The sequence below is a fragment of the Pseudosulfitobacter pseudonitzschiae genome (assembly GCF_900129395.1).
Classification (GTDB): domain Bacteria; phylum Pseudomonadota; class Alphaproteobacteria; order Rhodobacterales; family Rhodobacteraceae; genus Pseudosulfitobacter; species Pseudosulfitobacter pseudonitzschiae.
On the sequence record NZ_FQVP01000004.1, the window covers coordinates 133,678 to 150,579 of the forward strand.

Below are 16,902 nucleotides of genomic sequence, written 5' to 3' on the forward strand. Positions count from 1 at the left end.
TTCATCTCAAGGGAGACCGCCAATGGACATCCACAAATTCGGCACACGGCCCCGCACGCAGGCTCCGTCAGAGTATTTTACCGGCGATGTCTGGCAAGATCCGGTTGTCACTGCGCCCGAGCCTGCACGTCTGCGCGCGCTGATCGTGACCTTTTCCGCCGGTGCGCGCACAGCGTGGCATACGCATCCGCTGGGCCAGACCCTGCACGTGATGTCGGGCGAAGGGCGCGTTGCCCTGCGCGGGCAGCCGCCGCGCGTCATCTCGGCGGGTGATACCGTCTGGATTCCCCCACACGAGGAACATTGGCACGGCGCCGCACCTGACACAGAGATGGTGCATATGGCGATGCAAGAGGCGCTGGACGGCAGCGCCGCCGACTGGCTGGAACATGTCAGCGACGCGGACTATGCCCTGAGGCCTGAAGGTTAAAACCGCGCCGCCAGCCGTGCCACATCGGCCCGCACGCTGTCGCGCACTGGCCCGCCGCGCGGCACATCGCGCAGGGTTGTGAACCACGCCGGATCGGGATTGCGCCCCCGCGCGTTGCCCTGAAACACCAGCCCGCGCAGCACCTGTTGCGCGGGTTCGGACAACACCGGCGGGATCGCGTGGCCGTTCAGCGTGGCCCAGACGCCCGTCCACAGCCGTCCCGCCGACCACGGGTTATAGCCGCCGCCGCCCAGCACCAGCAGGCGCGGGGCCATGCCCATCAGCCCCGCCACGACCTGCCAGTGGGCGTTGTTCGACAGCGACAGATGCGACAGCGGATCATCGGCCACCGCATCGGCCCCACATTGCAACACGATGGCATCGGGCCGAAAGGCAGCCACGGCGGGCAGGATCAGACCGTCGCGGATCAACGCCATCTCATCGTCGTTCAACAGCCGTGGCACCGGCAGGTTGAACACATTGCCCACCCCTTCATCCTCCAGCGCGCCAGTGCGCGGCCACAGACCGGCCTCGTGCACCGACAGCACCAGCGTGTCGGGGTCCTCTGCAAACCCGTGCTGCACCCCGTCGCCATGATGCGCGTCGATGTCGATATAGGCGATGCGCGCCGCCCCGTTGGCCCGCAACGACCGGATCGCCAGCACCGGATCGTTGAGAAAGCAAAATCCGCTGGCGCGGTCGGGCATCCCGTGGTGGGTGCCGCCCGCAGGGTGAAACACCACGCCACCGCCTGCCAGCAACTCACCGGCCAGCAACGACCCGCCCGCCGCCGTGGCAGGCCGACGGAACATCTCGGGGAAGACAGGGTTGGAGGGCGTGCCCAGATGGTGCCGTGCGCGCACGGCGTCACTTACGGCCTGTTCGGCCTCGGCCCGCAGCAGGGCCGCGACATAATCCGGCGTATGCCAACCGGTCAGCGCGGCGGGCTTGGCGCGCGGGCTGGTGACGTAAACAGACCGTGGCAACCAGCCCAACGCCCGCGACAGGTCCATCACCGTCGACACGCGCGGCACCCGCAGCGGATGCCAGCGCCCATAGGTCGAGGCACGGTAAATCTCGTGGCCGATGAACAGCGGGTGCGGCAGCGGGGTGGTGGGCCGTAGGCGGGCGTTCAAAATGTCATCTCGGCATCCTTTGCGATGCCAAAGGTGCAAGGATCAGCCCGCAAAGGCAACCACACGCGCCGCACTACATCCGAAGCGGTGCGACCACCGGACGCCCCAGCGTCAGGCCGTTCACCTTTTCCACGATCCCTTCGGCGTCGATGCCGAAATGCCGGTACAGATCGGCAATGGTGCCTGTCTGGCCAAAGTGTTCAACGCCCAGTGACACCGTCTGATGCCCGATCACCGAGCCCAGCCACGCCAGCGTGGCGGGATGGCCGTCGATCACCGTGACGATCTTGCAATCGCGCGACAGCCCGCCCAGCAGGGTTTCGATATGCGACCGTGCCGCCCCATTGCCCCGCGCCCGCGCCCGTTGCGCCGCTGTCCAGCCCGCGTTCAGCCGGTCGGCCGAGGTGACGGCCAGCACCGCAACATCGCGGCGGCCTTCGGCAATGATACCCGCCGCGCGGATCGCTTCGGGGGCGACAACCCCCTGATAGGCAATCACCACCTCGCAATTGGGGCCGGGTTTGCGCAGCCAGTACGCCCCGTCAATCGCGCCTTGGCGAAAGTCATCATCGACCCGCTTGCCGGGCTGTTCGATCGGGTTGGTGGACAGCCGCAGATAAACCGACCCGCCGGTTTCGTCGCGCAGCCATGTGCGTTCGTCCGGGTCGCCGTCGCCGCTGCGTTGCAGGTATTCAAACGCCCACTGCATGATCACCGACAGCTCGTCGACAAAGGCGGGTTCGAACGCGGCCAGGCCGTCCTGGCTCATCCCGATCAGCGGCGTGCCAATGGACTGGTGCGCGCCACCCTCGGGGGCCAGCGTGATGCCCGACGGGGTGCCCACGATCATGAAGCGCGCGTCCTGATAACACGCATAGTTCAACGCATCCAACCCACGCGCGACAAAGGGATCATAGACCGTGCCGATGGGGATCAGCCGTTTGCCGAACAGCGAATGCGACAGGCCCGCCGCCGCCAGCAACAGGAACAGGTTCATCTCGGCGATGCCCAGTTCGATATGCTGACCTTCGGGCGTGAATTCCCATTTCGCGGTCGAAGGGATCTTTTCGTTGATGAACGTGTCTTGTTGTTCGGTGCGCGCGAACAGCTTGCGGCGGTTCACCCACGGGCCGAGGTTGGTGGTGCCCGTCACATCGGGCGACGTGGTGACGATGCGCGACGCCAGATCGCTGTCGCCCTTGGACAGATCGTCCAGGATCTTGCCAAAGCCCATCTGGGTGGACAGTTCGCGGTCGGTTGCAATCTCGACCTTTGGCACGTCCAGAACATCGTCGGTATAGCGGCGCGGGCCCTTGGCAAAGAACGGCACCTGTCCCAGGAATTCGCGCAGGGCGTCGGGGTCTTCGACCGTGGCGAAGGGGTCCCATTCCTGCCCCTGCGGCACGCCCATCATCTTTTGCCACTCGGCCATCTGGGTCTTGTTCATCAAACCGCCGTGGTTGTCCTTGTGACCCGCAATCGGCGTGCCCCACCCCTTGATCGTATAGGCCAGGAAGCACACAGGGCGGTCGTGATCGATGGCGGCAAAGGTGTCGGCCATGGTTTGGACGCAGTTGCCGCCCAGGTTTTCCATCAGCTCGGCCAGCTCGTCGTCGCTGCGGCTGTCGATCAGCTTGGTCACGTCACCCTGATCGCCCAGACTGTCCATCAGCCGTTCGCGCCACGCCGCCCCGCCCATGAAGGTCAGCGCCGAATAAAGCTGGTTGGGGCAGTTGTCGATCCAGTCACGCAGCGTGTCGCCGCCCGGTTCCTTGAACGCGGCGCGTTGCAGGTGCCCGTATTTGACGCGGACCACATCCCAGCCAAAGGCCTCAAAGATCTTCTCGACCCGCTGGAACAACCCCTCGCGGACCACGCCGTCCAGCGACTGGCGGTTATAGTCGATGATCCACCACGCATTGCGCAGATCGTTTTTCCAGCCCTCTTGCAGGCATTCGTATATGTTGCCCTCGTCCAGTTCGGCGTCGCCGACCAGCGCCACCATGCGGCCCAGCGGTATGTCATTGCCCCAGCGTTTGGCGTGAATGTAATCCTGCACCAGCGAGGCAAAAGACGTGATCGCCACGCCCAGACCCACCGATCCGGTCGAGAAATCCACATCGTCGATGTCCTTGGTCCGCGACGGATAGGATTGCACGCCATGCAGCCCGCGAAAGTTCTGCATTTTCTCCAGCGTCTGCTCGCCCATCAGGTACTGCATCGCGTGGAATACCGGCGAAGCATGGGGTTTCACGGCGACCCGATCCTCGGGGCGCAGGGCGCTGAAATACAGGGCAGACATGATCGACACCATCGACGCCGACGACGCCTGATGGCCGCCGACCTTGATCCCTTCGGTCTTGGGTCGGATGTGGTTGGCGTTGTGAATCATCCAGTGCGACAGCCACAGCAGGCGTTGTTCAATCGTTTTCAGATGGCTGGCGTGGGACATTGGAGTTCCTGTGATCATGGATTTGACGCAGTATAACGCAGTGATATGCGTGAAATTCGCCTTTCTTTGCCTTCATTCCTGATTTATTAGCTATATCCATCAACAATGGCGGTATCCGTGATGGTTTCAACCAACTTGGACAGTTTCGACCTGGCCATTCTGCGCGCCCTGCAAAACAACGGAAGGGCATCGATTCAAGAGATCGCCACCGCAGTCGGTCTCAGCCCCTCGCCCGTGGCGCGCCGCTTGCGCCTGTTGGAAGACGCGGGCGTTGTCACCGGCTATTCGGCGCTGATCGACGAGGCATCGCTTGGCTTCGGCTTTTCGGTGTTCCTGTCGGTCAAACTGGAAAAGCAGGTGGACGATGCGCTGGCCCGGTTCGAGCGGGCGATTGCCGCTCACCCCGAGATTGTCGATTGCTGGCTGATGACCGGAAACCGCGACTACATGCTGCGCATCGCAACCAGCGGGTTGGAAGAATTCGAGCGGTTTCTTGTCGGAACCTTCACCAAGATCCCCGGCGTCGCGTCCATCGAAAGCTCGATCCCGTTGCGGCGGGTGAAATCGGGACAGGCGCGGCTGGGCTAAGGGGCCACCGCCAGGGCTTCGACCTCGACCAGAAACTCGGGGCGGGTAAAGCCCGTGACGATCAACAGGGTCGAGGCAGGCTTGACCGCAAAATCACGCACCGAGGCATCGCGCACCGCCATATAGGGGGCAAAATCCTCGCGGCGTGTGACATAGCCGGTAAAGCGGATCACATGCGAAAAATCCGCCCCCGCTTCCGCCAGAATGGCGCGAATGTTTTGGAAACACAGCTCGGCCTGCGCGGTCACGCCGGCGGGAACGCTGCCATCCGCCGACAACCCCAACTGTCCCGACGTGGCAATCAGCCGCCCGGCCTGAACGCCATGCGCATATGCACCAAAGGGGGCGGGCAAGGTATCGGGTGTCAGCGCCCTCATATGCGGCGCCCTTGTTCGTCCAGACCGCAACGGCGCAGGAACAGCGCGCTGGCCTCGGCGATGATGCGTTCGGCGTCCATGGGTTGGCCTTCGGGCGTCCCCATCAGCTTGCGTGCCTGCGCCTCGTATTCGGCATAGTGCTGGGTGACCGCCCAGATGTTGATCTGGAACAGCAGCGGATCGATCGGTGCGATCTTGCCCGCGTCGATCCATGTGCGAATGGTGTCGTTTGCCTCTTCCACAGAGGCGCGCAGCGGTTCCCAATAGTCCCCCATTTCGGGCGCGCCGCGGGCCATTTCATTGGCAAAGAACCGCGAGACATCGGGATGCTCAAGCGCATGTTCGACCTTGTTCCTGACGTAATTCCTGATCGCTTCAGCAGGGTCTTCCAGCGAGGACGACAGCGAAAACAACTCGCGCCAGTGCGACACGATATAACCCAGCACGTCCTGATAAAGGTCCTCTTTCGAGGTGATGTAATAATGCAGCTGCGCCTTGGAGATACCTGCCGAGCTGGCAATCGCTTGCGTCGAGGTGCCCGCCAACCCGTTGCGCGCAAATTCGCGGATCGCCGCATCGCGGATCGCTTCGTTTATGGCGCTGCGCCGGATTTTTGCGGTGGTCATGGGTGGTCCTCAGGTGGTCGCGGTCAAGGGGCGGCGCTGCAAGATTAACACAAGCACCGCCCCGCACCAGAACGGAAGGGACGCCGCATGAACGTGCGGCGACCTTGTCTGTTTATTGGCCTGTCAGTTTCGCCTTCAGGTCCAGCCCGTGACCCTGGTTCACGAACTGGCTGGTCGCGACCTTGCTCAGGTCGACCGAGCCCGCGTCGACGATGCCGCTGGACACGGCCAGATCGTAAAACGCTTTGATCCGCTCCTGGGACAGCGCGCCGATACCCTTCTCCAGCGCGTCGCCGCTGTCGATGATCTCAAGCGCCTTGAGCTGGGCCACTTCCTTGTCCAGCTTTTCGACGGTCATCTCGGGGTTGGCCGCCATGATCGCGTCATAGGCAGGCGTATGGTCGCCATAAAGAAAATTCACCCAGCCCTCGATGGTCGCATCGACAAACCGCTGCACCAGTTCGGGGTTTTCGTCGACCAGCTGCTGACGGGTTTCCAACGTCGCGGCATAGGTGTTCCAGCCGTTGTCGGCCAACAGGAACACGTCCACCTCGGCCCCTTGCTCGCGGGCATAGATCGGCTCGGCGGTGCCATAGGCCTGCTGGACCATTTTGTCGTCGGCCAGAAACTGCGCCAGGTTATAGCCATAGGGGCGCAGTTGCTCGTTCTTGAAACCCTGTGCCTGCACCATCCATTCCCAAAAGCTGAATTGCCCATCCTTGGACACCAGCACCGTGGGCGCGCCGGACAGGGCGGCAAAGTCGGCGTATTGCCCCTTGTGGGTCATCAATGCCTGCGGGTCTTTTTGGTAGAAGGCGGCGACGACGGTGGTGGGGATGCCGTTGCGCACGTTGTCAAAGGACAGCAACAGGTTGCCCGCCATCAAAAAGTCCAGCCGCCCCGCCGACAGCATCGGGCGGTTGTTGACCTGCGGGCCGCCGGGGCTGATTTCAACGTCCAGCCCGTATGCCTCATAGGTGCCATCTGCCAGCGCCTGATAGAACCCGCCGTGCCCGCCCTGGGCCAGCCAGTTGGTGCCCATGACGACCTTGTCGTTGGCCCATGCCGCTGTTGCGGACAACAGGGCGCAGACCGCGCCGATTGCCGTAAGTGTTCGTTTCATGCCGTTTCTCCATGCTGGTGTTGGTCGTCACGTCGGGCCATATCCTTGGTCCATCCGCGCGTTTTTCCGGGGTTCATCAGGCCGTAAGGGTCAGCCCGTTTTTTGAAATCAATCTGCGATGTGTCGATTTCCTTCATGCCGCCGTCTTCAATGGTGACGACATGGGGGTCGAAAATCGTGCAGCCGTCTGTTTCTTCCAGCTCTGCAATCAGACGGTACATGTCGTCCTTGCCGCGATAGCGCACCAGCGGCAGGGCAAAGATCTGGATGTCGCCGTCCTGACGCGCCATTTCGTGGTGCCAGAACATATCGTCGCCGTGGCGCGCCATCTGGCGCATCACCAGATCAACGTCGAACGGGCGCGGATAGGCGACTTGCAGGTACGTCCAGCCCGGATCGACCTTGAGCGCCTGCAAGGTGGTGTGGTTCCAGCCGCATTCGTAAGCCGGTTGCAGACCTTCCGCGCGGATCTGGTCCTTGGTCATGGCAAAGGACACGCGCCCGCCCTGCGCTTCGGCCTGCGCCGTGAAACGGTCCATTTCGTCCGGTGCCACCATCGCAAAGATCGCATCCCGGTCGGCGGGGAACAGATCGCCGAACTTGGTGTAATAGGGGGCAAAGCGCCGCTCGACCGCAGTCAGCAGGTAACAGTCCATCCCGTCCTTTTGCGCCTGGGTGGCAAAGTTCAGGGCGTGGTCATAGCCGTCGAACAGTGCCGCTGTATGAATCCAGTCGGTCCGGGGTGTTAAGGCCAGACCCAGTTCCACCATGATCCCGTTGGTGCCAAAGGCGTGCTGCACCTTCTGGATCTCGTCGCCGTGCAGTTCGATTACCTGCGGGTCTTCCTCGACCGTGATCACCTTGACGTAGCTGACGTTGCCGGGGTCGCGCAGCATCCCGTGGCGCAGCGACCCGATGCCGCCCGAGCCACCGGCCAGAAACCCGCCAATCGTCGCCATCTGGCGGGTCGACGGGTACATCAACAGCTCTTGCCCCGTTTCATGCGCCGCATCGTCCAGCCGCGAAATCCGCGCACCGGCCTGCACACGCACGTGGCCCGGTGTGATCTCCAGAACCTTGTCCAGACGGGTCAGGTCCATGATCACCCCGCCCTCCATCGGCACGCACTGACCATAGTTGCCCGTACCACCGCCGCGCAGGGTCAGGGGCAGCTTGTGCTTCGCAATCAGCGATGCCACCTGCATCACCTCGTCGACCGACTGCGGGATCACCAGCAGGTCGCCGATCTTGTCCTTCAACTGGTCGTTCAGGATCGGGCTGTACCAGAAATAGTCGCGCGACCGCGCTTCCAGATGCTTTTGGCCATCGTGAAAGCGGATGTCGCCCAGTGCGGCCTTGAATGCGGTCAGATCGGAGGTGTGGGACATCATTTGTCTCCTTGAAAGGGGGGCAGAACCGCGCCGTCACGCCAGACACGCCGCACCGCAGTGGGGCGGCTGATCACGTCGTTCAGGTCGGTCGCGTCAAAGTGGATAAAGTCGGCAGGGCCGCCGACGCGCAGGGTCAGGTCGTGGCCCATCCATGCGGCGGGCCGTGCACTGATGGCATCCAGCCAGTCCTCGGGCGGCAAATGGCCCATCAGCACGCCCATGCGCAAAACCTCGATCAGGTCATAGTCGCCATAGGGAAAGAACCCGTCGCGCACATTGTCCGACCCCAGCATGACCGGAACGCCGGCAGCATCAGCCTCTTGCAGGGGCGCAAGACCGCGCAAGCGGGGGGTGCGGCCCGCGCCTGCGTCCTGAAGATAGCTGTTGGCGCCGGGCAGGACGGTCAGACCAATGCCTGCCTCGGCAGCGCGGCCAAGAAGGGTTTCAACCTGCGACACGTCGCGCACCGACAGCGAACACCCATGCCCGCACAGCACACGGCCGGCCATGCCGCGTTTGGCCGTTTCGTCGATGATCGCGTCGATGCCACGGGCGTCCACGTCCAGCCCTTCGTCGACATGGAAATCAAGGTGCAGATCGTGCGCCTCGGCCAGATCGAACAGGGTGGCGATATGTGCCGCCAGATCGTCGTTGCGGTAAACGAACGCGCCCAGAATACCGCCGTCACGGCGCAGCACCGGCGCGATGGCGGTACCGATCCGCGCCAGATCGTCCAGACGGGTCAGCGACGACAGTTGCAGCTCAACCCGCCCTTGCCAGTCCTGCGCGAGTTCGGTCAGCACGTGCCAACCGCGCGGCGCGTCGGCATAGGACCAATCCACATGGCTGCGCATCAGCGCGGTGCCGTGGTGATAGGCCTTGGCCAGACCCAATGACGCGCGGTGGCGCAGGTCGTCGTCGGTCCAACGCGCGGCGTCCTGCCCCATCATCTCGATCGCATCGAACAGCGACTGCGCGCGATGTGGCATACGCGGCGCGGTCATCGTCTTGTCCAGATGGGTGTGAATGTCCGCCAACAGCGGCATGACGTAGCCGCCGCCGCCCGTCGTCGCGGGGCGCAGCGCGGTGATGCGCCCCGCGTCCTGTTCCAGATCCCAAAAGCCGCTGTGACCGGCCAAAGTGATCCCTTTTAGGTGCATACTGTCCGTCATCCGCCCTATCTCTCGCGCTTGATCTCGCTCTCGTGCCAATGGCCAAGAACGGCGCGCGACAGCCACGCGGTGATCAGGAAAATGCCGACGCCCAACACCGACACCAGGAACAACGCTGCAAACATGCGCGGGATCTCGTTGCGAAAGCTGGACTCGAGGATGCGCGAGGCAAGCCCGGTGTTCTGCCCTGCGGTGCCTGCCACAAACTCGGCCACCACCGCGCCGATCAGCGCCAGGCCGCCCGCGATTTTCAGCGCGGCCATGAAATAGGGCAACGCCGAGGGGATCAGCAGATACCGCAAACGCTGCCACGGGGTCGCCTGATACAGGCGGAACATGTCACGCAGGTTGTGGTCGGCGCTGCGCAGGCCGATGGCCGTGTTCGACAGGATTGGGAAAAACGCCACGATCCACGCGCAGATCAACAGGGCAACAAAGGTGTTGCTGACATAGATCAGGATCAGCGGTGCGATGGCGACCACCGGCGTGACCTGAAGGATCACGGCAAAGGGAAACAGGCTCATCTCGATGGGACGCGACAGGGCAAACAACATGCCCAGCGCCACGCCGCCCACAATCGCCAGCGCCAGTGCCATCAGCGTCAGCTTGACGGTGAACATCGCGCTTTGCATCAGGCTGGACCAATCGGTCACCAGCGTCTTGGCGATCAGGCTGGGCGCAGGAATCAGGTAATGCGGCACCGCGTTGTACCAGACCAGGAATTCCCACAGGCCCAGCGCAACGGCAATGGCGGTGATGGGCAGGATATACTGCAACCGGCGCTCGCGGCGTTCGCGCAGGATACGCGGGTCAAGCTGCGCGGCGGCCGGGGTATCAGTGGTTAAGTTCGACATGATCCATGGTCCCTTCCAAAGCTTTGCTGACGGTGCGGCAGCTTTCGGCGTATTCCGGTGACATCCGGTAGGCGGCGTTGCGCGGATAGCCTCCGCTCAGCGCGATGTCGTGCACCACGCGCCCCGGACGGGCGGCCATGACCACGACGCGGCTGGACAGATAGACGGATTCAAAAACCGAATGGGTGACGAAAATCACCGTCAGCCCCAGCGACTTCCACAGCGACAGCACCTCGTCGTTCAGCTTGGTGCGCGACATCTCGTCCAGCGCGGCAAAGGGTTCGTCCATCAGCAACAGCTTCGGCTTGGTCACCATCGCGCGGGCGATGGACACGCGCATTTTCATGCCGCCCGACAGTTCGCGTGGATAGGACCTGGCGAAATTCGCCAGCCCCACCATCGACAGCGCCTCTTCGACGCGGACGCGGCCTTCGACCTTGCCGACGCCTTGCAGTTTCAGGGGCAGATAGACGTTTTCGTAAACCGTGGCCCACGGCATCAGCGTCGCCTCTTGAAAGACATAGCCGATGTCGCTGCCCGCGTTGCCTTCGCCCGGACGGTGGCCGTTGACGGTGATCGTGCCCCGCGAGACGGACAGCAGCCCCGAGATCATTTTCAACGCCGTGCTTTTGCCGCAGCCCGAGGGGCCGAGAAAGCTGACAAATTCGCCTTGCTGGATTGTCAGCGACATATCCCGCACGGCGACGGTGCCGTTGCCGAACTGTTTGTCGACGCCGCGCATGTCGATCAGCGGCGTTCCGGTTTCGGAGGTGTGTGCCATCTATCAGACCTTTGGTTTTCTGTGCAGCCAGTCGGCGGGCATGGCGTCAATCTCGGCCATCGCCTCGACCAGCCGCGCAACCGCGTGATCCAGCGTCGCCTCGCCCTTGGCGGCGGTGGCCAGGTGCGCCTCGCCGCAGGCGCCTGCGGGGCTCAGGTCCTGGGTTTTCCATGCAGGTTTGCAGGCACGGCCAAGACCCAGATGCTTGGTCCCTTCGAACAGGTCCTGACCGCGTGACCGGAAATCGCGGGCATGGCGCATGTCCACGTTGCCCGCGTCCAGCGCCAGCATCACCGACGTTTCCATATCACCCGCGTGAATGCCGTGGGTGCGTTCCGTTTCGGAATACATCCCCTCGGGCATTCCAAAGCCGAACCAGTTGACCGAAAACGCCAGCATATCGTGCGAGATGCGCAATTGCCGCGCGACGATGTCCATCACCGGAATGTTGCCGCCGTGTCCGTTCAGCAGCACCAGCTTGTGCACCCCTGCCCGCGCCACGCTGGCCCCGATTTCGGTCAGCACGCGGATCAGGGTTTCCGCCGACAGGGTCAGGGTGCCGGGAAAGTCGATGTGTTCATCGCTTTTGCACACGGCCTGCGTGGGCAGGAAAATGACCGGACTGTCATCGGGCAGCGCATCGGCCAGACGGCGCGCCACGCCGGTCACGGTGCAGGTGTCGACTGACATGGGCAGGTGCGGCCCGTGCTGTTCAATCGCCCCGATGGGCAGCACCGCGATCAGACGGTCATGGTCCAGCGCTGCGAATTCGCGTTGGCTGTGATCGGCCCAGTACCGTTTCATACCGGCACCCTGCGGAACATCTTTTTCAGACTGATAAAGGTCATAGGCCCCCCTGTTTTAAGGCAGCCTAGGTATCTTCATACCAATTGGTCAAACTATTTGTTCAGGTTTTTTCAAGGCAACGCTGAATCCCCGCGCATCTGCCCAAAAAAGAAACAGGCGCGCGCAACAGCACGCGCACCAGGTGGCAAATTTGACTGTAAAACATGCAATGCCGCCCCGGCAGGTCCGGATCAGCGCGGGCCGGTGTATCCCAAGGCGGATGAAATCGCAGAGGCCGCCGCAACCAGGTGCGGGCTGAAGGCGTCCAGCTCTTCGCGTTTGACACGGGTGTCGGGGCCGGACACGCCAATCGCACCGGCCAGATCGCCATTGGGTCCAAGGATCGCACAGGCACAGGCCGCGATACCGGCGCGCCATTCGCCGTGTGGCACCACCGCAAAACCGGTCGCCCGCACCTCTTCTATGGCGCGGTGAAGCTGGTCCATTGTCGTGATGGTGGTTGGCGTAAAGCTTTGAAACCGGTTGTGATACCGTTCCAGGTAGGCATCGGGCATCCGCGCCAGCATCGCCTTGCCCGTCGCCATCGTATAGGCCGGCGCGCGTTGGCCCACATGGGTGTGGGCGCGGATGTGGTGGCTGCTTTCGATCTTGTCCAGATAGACAACGTCCATGTCGTCCAGAACCGACAGGTGCACCGTTTCACCGGTCAGCGCCGCCAGACGTTCCATTGCCGGACGCGCCACCTTGGTCAGGTCCAGCCGGCGGATCACATGGCTGCCCAGTTCCCAGATCTTGGTGCCCAGCGCATAGGTGCTGTATTGCGGGTCCTGGTGGACATATCCCTGTGCCACCAACGTCGCCAACAGCCGGTGCACGTTGCTTTTGGTCAGGCCCAGTTCAGCGGCAAGTTCGGTGACGCCGCGCGGCTTCTCGCTGTGCGCAAGCGCCTCGATCAGGCGCAACCCCTTGATAAATGCCTTGTCCATGACAGTTCTGTTACCTTGAATATCACGCTGTGAACAGTGCATCGCGCAACAGGGTTCCGTAACGAAAAGGCGGCCACAGGACATCGCCCCGCAGCCGCCGATCCTGTCATCTTCGGATCATTTCGCCAGCAAGCTGTTCAGCTGCTCCTGACCGTACTCTTCGTTGGTCATGTTGCCCGATGCAGCCTGTGCGCCCCAGAATTCCGGGCTCCATTCGATGGCTTTTTCCACGTTCTCGGGGTTGTTCGCCCAATACTTGCTGATCTCGGGGTCGGCCTTCTCGAACACCAGCGGCGACGGCAACGCCACCGGATAGGCCGAGGTCAGCTCTGCCGCCAGATCGGCGTCCAGACGCCACGACAGCAGCTTCAGCGCGTTGTCGTAGTTCGGCGCATCCTTGGGGATCGAGAAGAAGTCATAGTAGACAAAGCCCTGGTTCCACTCGACTTCGATCGGTGCACCCTCCAGCGCCAACAGCGATGTGGACCCGGTATAGGCCATGCACATGTCCGCCTCGCCATCCAGCAAAAGCTGCGGCGGCTGCGCGGATGTGGTCCACCATTTGGTCACATGCGGTTTGATCTCTTCCAGCTTTTTCAGCGCGCGGTCCATGTCCAGCGGGTACAGGTCCTCTTTGGCGACACCGTCAGCCATCAAAGCGGCCTCCATGGTAAAACGCGGCCATGCAGGCAGGCACCGTTCGCCGGGAAATTTCTCAACATCCCAGAAATCCGCCCAGCTTTGGGGGACGTTGCCGTCTTTGTAGACATCGGTGTTATAGACCAGACCCACGCCGATGACCTGCAAGGCGACGCCTTTGGGCCGTTTCAGGTTGTCGGGCATGGTGGCCAGCGTTTCCTTGGCGCTGTCCGACAGCTTGTCATAGTCGATGTCGGCAAGGCAGCAATCGCCCAGCAGTCCGACCTCTTGGTCAAAGATGAACGTCAGGTCCCACTCGGTCTTGCCCGCGTCCACCTGCGCCTTGATCCGGGGGCCGGACCGGGCCTCTTGCACGGTGATCACGTCAATGCCGGTCTCGTCTTCGAAGCTGTCGTACATCACCGACCGCAAGGCATCGCCATAGCTGCCACCGGGGTCTTGCATGATGACCTCGCCATCGGCAGACGCAAATTGTGCGCCCCCCGCGAGCAAGGCTGCGGCGGCAAGCGCCGTCATGCCCATCTTTTTGATTTCTTTTATAAACATGGTCTTCTCCTCCTCCTGTGTTGTCTTTGGGTCGTTCACGTGTCGGCGCGGGCCCGGGCAAAGACCGGACGCGCCAATATGATGCCACCAACGACCAGCAGAACCTCGAGCGTGGACACCACCGCCAGAACCGGATTCAGTTGATAATTGATGTCGCCCCACAGCATCAGCGGCAGGGTCTTCATGCGCGGGCTGGAGAGGAACAGCGTCAGCACCAGCTCGTCAAAGGAATGCAAAAAGGCAAAGAACACGGCCGCCCCCAGGCCGGGCGCAATCGCGGGCAAGGTCACCTTGCGAAACACCGTCAACGGCGACGCGCCATGCACGGCGGCCCCTTGTTCCAGCCTGCGGTCGACCCCCTGCAAAGCTGCCGCGACAATCACCACCACGATGGGAATGCCACCGATGGAATGCGCCGCGGCCAGCCCCCAATAGGTGCCAACCATATCGAATTTCAGAAACAGGCTGTACAGCGACAGACCCAGCACGACGGGCGGCACGATGATCGGGCTGACCAGCAAAAGCATCAGCGTGGATTTGCCCCGGATCGAACTGCGCACGATCCCCATTGCCGCCGTGGCCCCCAGCGTGACGGAAATGCCGGCGGACATCAGCGCGATGAACAGCGAATTCCAGAACGCCGACATCCAGTTGCGGTCGGAAAAGAATTTCTCGTACCAGCGCAGGGAATATTCGGTCGGCGGAAAGGTCAGATAGCTGGCCTTGCTGAACGAGATGATCATGACGACGACGATGGGCAGGACCAGCGTGGCAATCACGCAAATCGCCAGAACCCGCACCGTCCATTCGCCCCAGCGGGCATTCAGCGCGCCCAGCCAGCGCAGCAGCGGCCAGCCGGCCCTGTCGGCCAGCGCCTCCTTGACCCCGCCACGGGACGGCTTTGGCCGGTCTAGGGTCTCGCGCGCTTTTGGCATCGGGGCTTTGCGCTCGCCGCCCCAGATGAATTCGAACCCCAGAAAGCGCCCTGCGACCGCAACGACGATCAATGTCAGCACCAGCAGCACCACGGCCAGCGCCTGCAAGAACCCCTCGCCGGTGATCGAATCCGCTTGTTGGGTAATGTGCATGGCAAACATCATGTCGCCGGGACCGCCCAGCAGGCTGGGCGTGATGAAGAACCCCAGCGCCTGAACAAAGACCAGAAGGAACCCGGCACCCACACCGGGCAGGGTCAGCGGCAACAGCACGCGCCAAAACGCGGCCAGCGGCCCCGCGCCGTTCGCCATCGCCGCGCGCACCAGCGCCGGGTCCAGCCGCGACAGGCTGGAATAAATGCTTAGCACCATGATCGGCAAAAGCACCGCGGTCATGCCCAACAGCACGCTGCCCCGGTTGAACAACAGGCCCACAGGCTCGTCAAAGGCACCAATCCAGACCGCAAATTTGTTGATCGGCCCGTTGCGCCCCAACAGCACCATCCAGGCGTAGGTGCGGATCAGGATCGCGATGAAATAGGGCAGGATGATCGCCATCGCCACCAGCACCTGCGTGATCCCTTTGGTGCGCTGGATCAGCAGCGCCGCGGGGTATCCAATCAGCGCGCACAACAGCGCCACGGTCAGCGCGATGTTCATCGTCCGCACCAGCGAATCGAAATACAGCGGCACGGACAGCACCCGTTGCAGATCTGCCCACCACGGGTCACCTTCGACGCTGGTCTGCATCAGGTCGATCAGGGGCAGCAGGTACATGAACCCCAGAAAGGCAAAGGCGGGGATCAGCAACAGCGCCGGATCTTTCAGCCGTTCCGACAGGCTGCGCGCGGGGGTAACCCCCGGGTTACCCTGGTGCGTGTCCATCTGTGTCATGCCAAAACCCACCCGTCCGACATGCCCCAACTGACATGCACCGTGCTGCCGGGCGTGGGCAGCGTCTGGCCGGCACTGTCGGAACAGCGCACCAAAAGCGTCTCTCCGCTGTCCAGCGTCACCTCGATCCGCAGGATTTCACCCAGGAACAGCGCCGATTTCACACGCGCCGGTATCGACTCCTGACCCGGCACATCGGACAGGATCAGCCGTTCGGGACGGACCAGAACGGTGACATTGCGCCCCGAGACTTCGTCAGGCGCAGGACTGCGGAACAGATGGCCGGTCTTGGTGCGCAGAACCAGCGCCGCACCTTCTCGGCGCACGATCTCGGCGTCGATCAGGTTGCTTTCCCCGACAAAGCCTGCGACGAAACGGTTGCAGGGCTGGCGATAGATGGTTTCGGGGCGATCCACCTGGATGATGCGCCCGGCGTCCATGACGGCAATGCGGTCAGACATGGTCAGCGCCTCGCTTTGGTCATGGGTGACAAACAGGAACGTGCTGCCGATGGTCCGGTGCAGGTCGCGGATTTCCATCTGGATGGACTCGCGCAGCCGCCGGTCCAGCGCGCTCAGCGGTTCGTCCATCAAAACGACCTTTGGCCGCATGACGATGGACCGCGCGATGGCGACTCGCTGTTGCTGACCGCCCGACATCTCGGATGGCATCTTGGCCGCTGAATCCGAAAGCTGCATCATCCCAAGCGTTTCCGCCACGCGCCGATCGCTGTCGGCGCGGCTGATCCCGGCCATACGCATCGGAAAGCCGACGTTCTGCGCGACCGTCATGTTGGGAAACAGCGCATAGCTTTGAAACACCATGCCGAACCCGCGCTTGTGAACAGGCACGTTCTGGATCGGCTTGCCATCGACGCGGATTTCGCCGCCATCGACGCGTTGAAAGCCGGCAAGCAGGTTCAGCAAGGTTGTCTTGCCGCTGCCCGAGGGGCCCAGAAGCGTCACGAACTCTCCCGGCTGGATATCCAGACATATGCGGTCCGCGGCCACGAATGCACCGTATCGTTTCGTCACATTCTCGATCGTGATCCCCGAGCCGATGCCCGCACGCGACACGTCATCGCGTCGGGCGTCAGCACCGCCGGGCACAACAACGGGGTCTGCCAGCTTCAATGTCATCATAT

General features: G+C 62.7%; 16 protein-coding genes. 2 read left to right on the forward strand and 14 right to left on the reverse strand.

Annotated features, from left to right (window positions below; all coding sequences use genetic code 11):
* Positions 1-22 precede the first annotated feature (22 nt).
* Positions 23-430, forward strand: coding sequence for a (R)-mandelonitrile lyase (locus BUC08_RS12475; protein ID WP_037922531.1), 408 nt, complete (start codon positions 23-25; stop codon positions 428-430).
* On the opposite strand, the gene BUC08_RS12480 is transcribed toward BUC08_RS12475, so the two are convergent.
* Entirely contained in the window at positions 427-1,566 is a 1,140-nt protein-coding gene (locus tag BUC08_RS12480; RefSeq protein ID WP_224769713.1) for an acetoin utilization protein AcuC, read from the reverse strand. The two genes, BUC08_RS12475 and BUC08_RS12480, sit on opposite strands and share 4 nt — an antisense overlap.
* A 73-nt stretch (positions 1,567-1,639) precedes the next feature.
* On the reverse strand, positions 1,640-4,018 hold the full coding sequence (locus BUC08_RS12485; RefSeq protein ID WP_081855317.1) for a transketolase-like TK C-terminal-containing protein: 2,379 nt from the start codon (positions 4,016-4,018) through the stop codon (positions 1,640-1,642).
* Positions 4,019-4,138: 120 nt separating this feature from the next.
* Here BUC08_RS12485 and BUC08_RS12490 point away from each other — a divergent pair, with 120 nt between their 5' ends.
* On the forward strand, positions 4,139-4,606 hold the full coding sequence (locus BUC08_RS12490) for an Lrp/AsnC family transcriptional regulator (RefSeq protein ID WP_143186735.1): 468 nt from the start codon (positions 4,139-4,141) through the stop codon (positions 4,604-4,606).
* Here BUC08_RS12490 and BUC08_RS12495 read toward each other — a convergent pair.
* The 12 genes from BUC08_RS12495 to BUC08_RS12550 form a co-directional block, all read right to left on the reverse strand.
* A complete protein-coding gene (locus tag BUC08_RS12495; RefSeq protein ID WP_037922537.1) occupies positions 4,603-4,983 on the reverse strand; it encodes a RidA family protein in 381 nt (126 codons plus the stop codon). The two genes, BUC08_RS12490 and BUC08_RS12495, sit on opposite strands and share 4 nt — an antisense overlap.
* Positions 4,980-5,609 (reverse strand): TetR family transcriptional regulator C-terminal domain-containing protein, encoded by a 630-nt coding sequence (locus tag BUC08_RS12500; RefSeq protein WP_037922540.1) that lies wholly within the window; start codon positions 5,607-5,609, stop codon positions 4,980-4,982. Before BUC08_RS12500 ends, BUC08_RS12495 begins: the two co-directional genes overlap by 4 nt.
* Before the next feature lie 112 nt (positions 5,610-5,721).
* Positions 5,722-6,732, reverse strand: a complete 1,011-nt coding sequence (locus BUC08_RS12505; protein WP_037922543.1) for an ABC transporter substrate-binding protein — start codon at positions 6,730-6,732, stop codon at positions 5,722-5,724.
* The gene (locus BUC08_RS12510; protein ID WP_200796208.1) at positions 6,729-8,120 is read right to left on the reverse strand and encodes an FAD-binding oxidoreductase; all 1,392 of its coding nucleotides are present in this window, start codon (positions 8,118-8,120) and stop codon (positions 6,729-6,731) included. The genes BUC08_RS12505 and BUC08_RS12510 overlap by 4 nt, the downstream gene beginning before the upstream one ends.
* A complete protein-coding gene (locus BUC08_RS12515; RefSeq protein WP_037922549.1) occupies positions 8,120-9,295 on the reverse strand; it encodes an amidohydrolase family protein in 1,176 nt (391 codons plus the stop codon). Before BUC08_RS12515 ends, BUC08_RS12510 begins: the two co-directional genes overlap by 1 nt.
* Before the next feature lie 5 nt (positions 9,296-9,300).
* Positions 9,301-10,149, reverse strand: coding sequence for an ABC transporter permease (locus tag BUC08_RS12520; RefSeq protein WP_037922550.1), 849 nt, complete (start codon positions 10,147-10,149; stop codon positions 9,301-9,303).
* A complete protein-coding gene (locus BUC08_RS12525; RefSeq protein WP_037922552.1) occupies positions 10,130-10,930 on the reverse strand; it encodes an ABC transporter ATP-binding protein in 801 nt (266 codons plus the stop codon). Before BUC08_RS12525 ends, BUC08_RS12520 begins: the two co-directional genes overlap by 20 nt.
* A 3-nt stretch (positions 10,931-10,933) precedes the next feature.
* On the reverse strand, positions 10,934-11,734 hold the full coding sequence (locus BUC08_RS12530) for a creatininase family protein (RefSeq protein ID WP_037922554.1): 801 nt from the start codon (positions 11,732-11,734) through the stop codon (positions 10,934-10,936).
* 233 nt (positions 11,735-11,967) lie between these two features.
* Positions 11,968-12,723, reverse strand: coding sequence for an IclR family transcriptional regulator (locus BUC08_RS12535; protein ID WP_037922556.1), 756 nt, complete (start codon positions 12,721-12,723; stop codon positions 11,968-11,970).
* A 117-nt stretch (positions 12,724-12,840) separates the two neighbouring features.
* Positions 12,841-13,929 (reverse strand): extracellular solute-binding protein, encoded by a 1,089-nt coding sequence (locus tag BUC08_RS12540; RefSeq protein WP_037922558.1) that lies wholly within the window; start codon positions 13,927-13,929, stop codon positions 12,841-12,843.
* A gap of 35 nt (positions 13,930-13,964) precedes the next feature.
* Positions 13,965-15,758, reverse strand: coding sequence for an ABC transporter permease subunit (locus BUC08_RS12545; RefSeq protein ID WP_037922559.1), 1,794 nt, complete (start codon positions 15,756-15,758; stop codon positions 13,965-13,967).
* A complete protein-coding gene (locus BUC08_RS12550) occupies positions 15,755-16,897 on the reverse strand; it encodes an ABC transporter ATP-binding protein (protein WP_081855333.1) in 1,143 nt (380 codons plus the stop codon). Before BUC08_RS12550 ends, BUC08_RS12545 begins: the two co-directional genes overlap by 4 nt.
* Between the last annotated feature and the right edge of the window lie 5 nt (positions 16,898-16,902).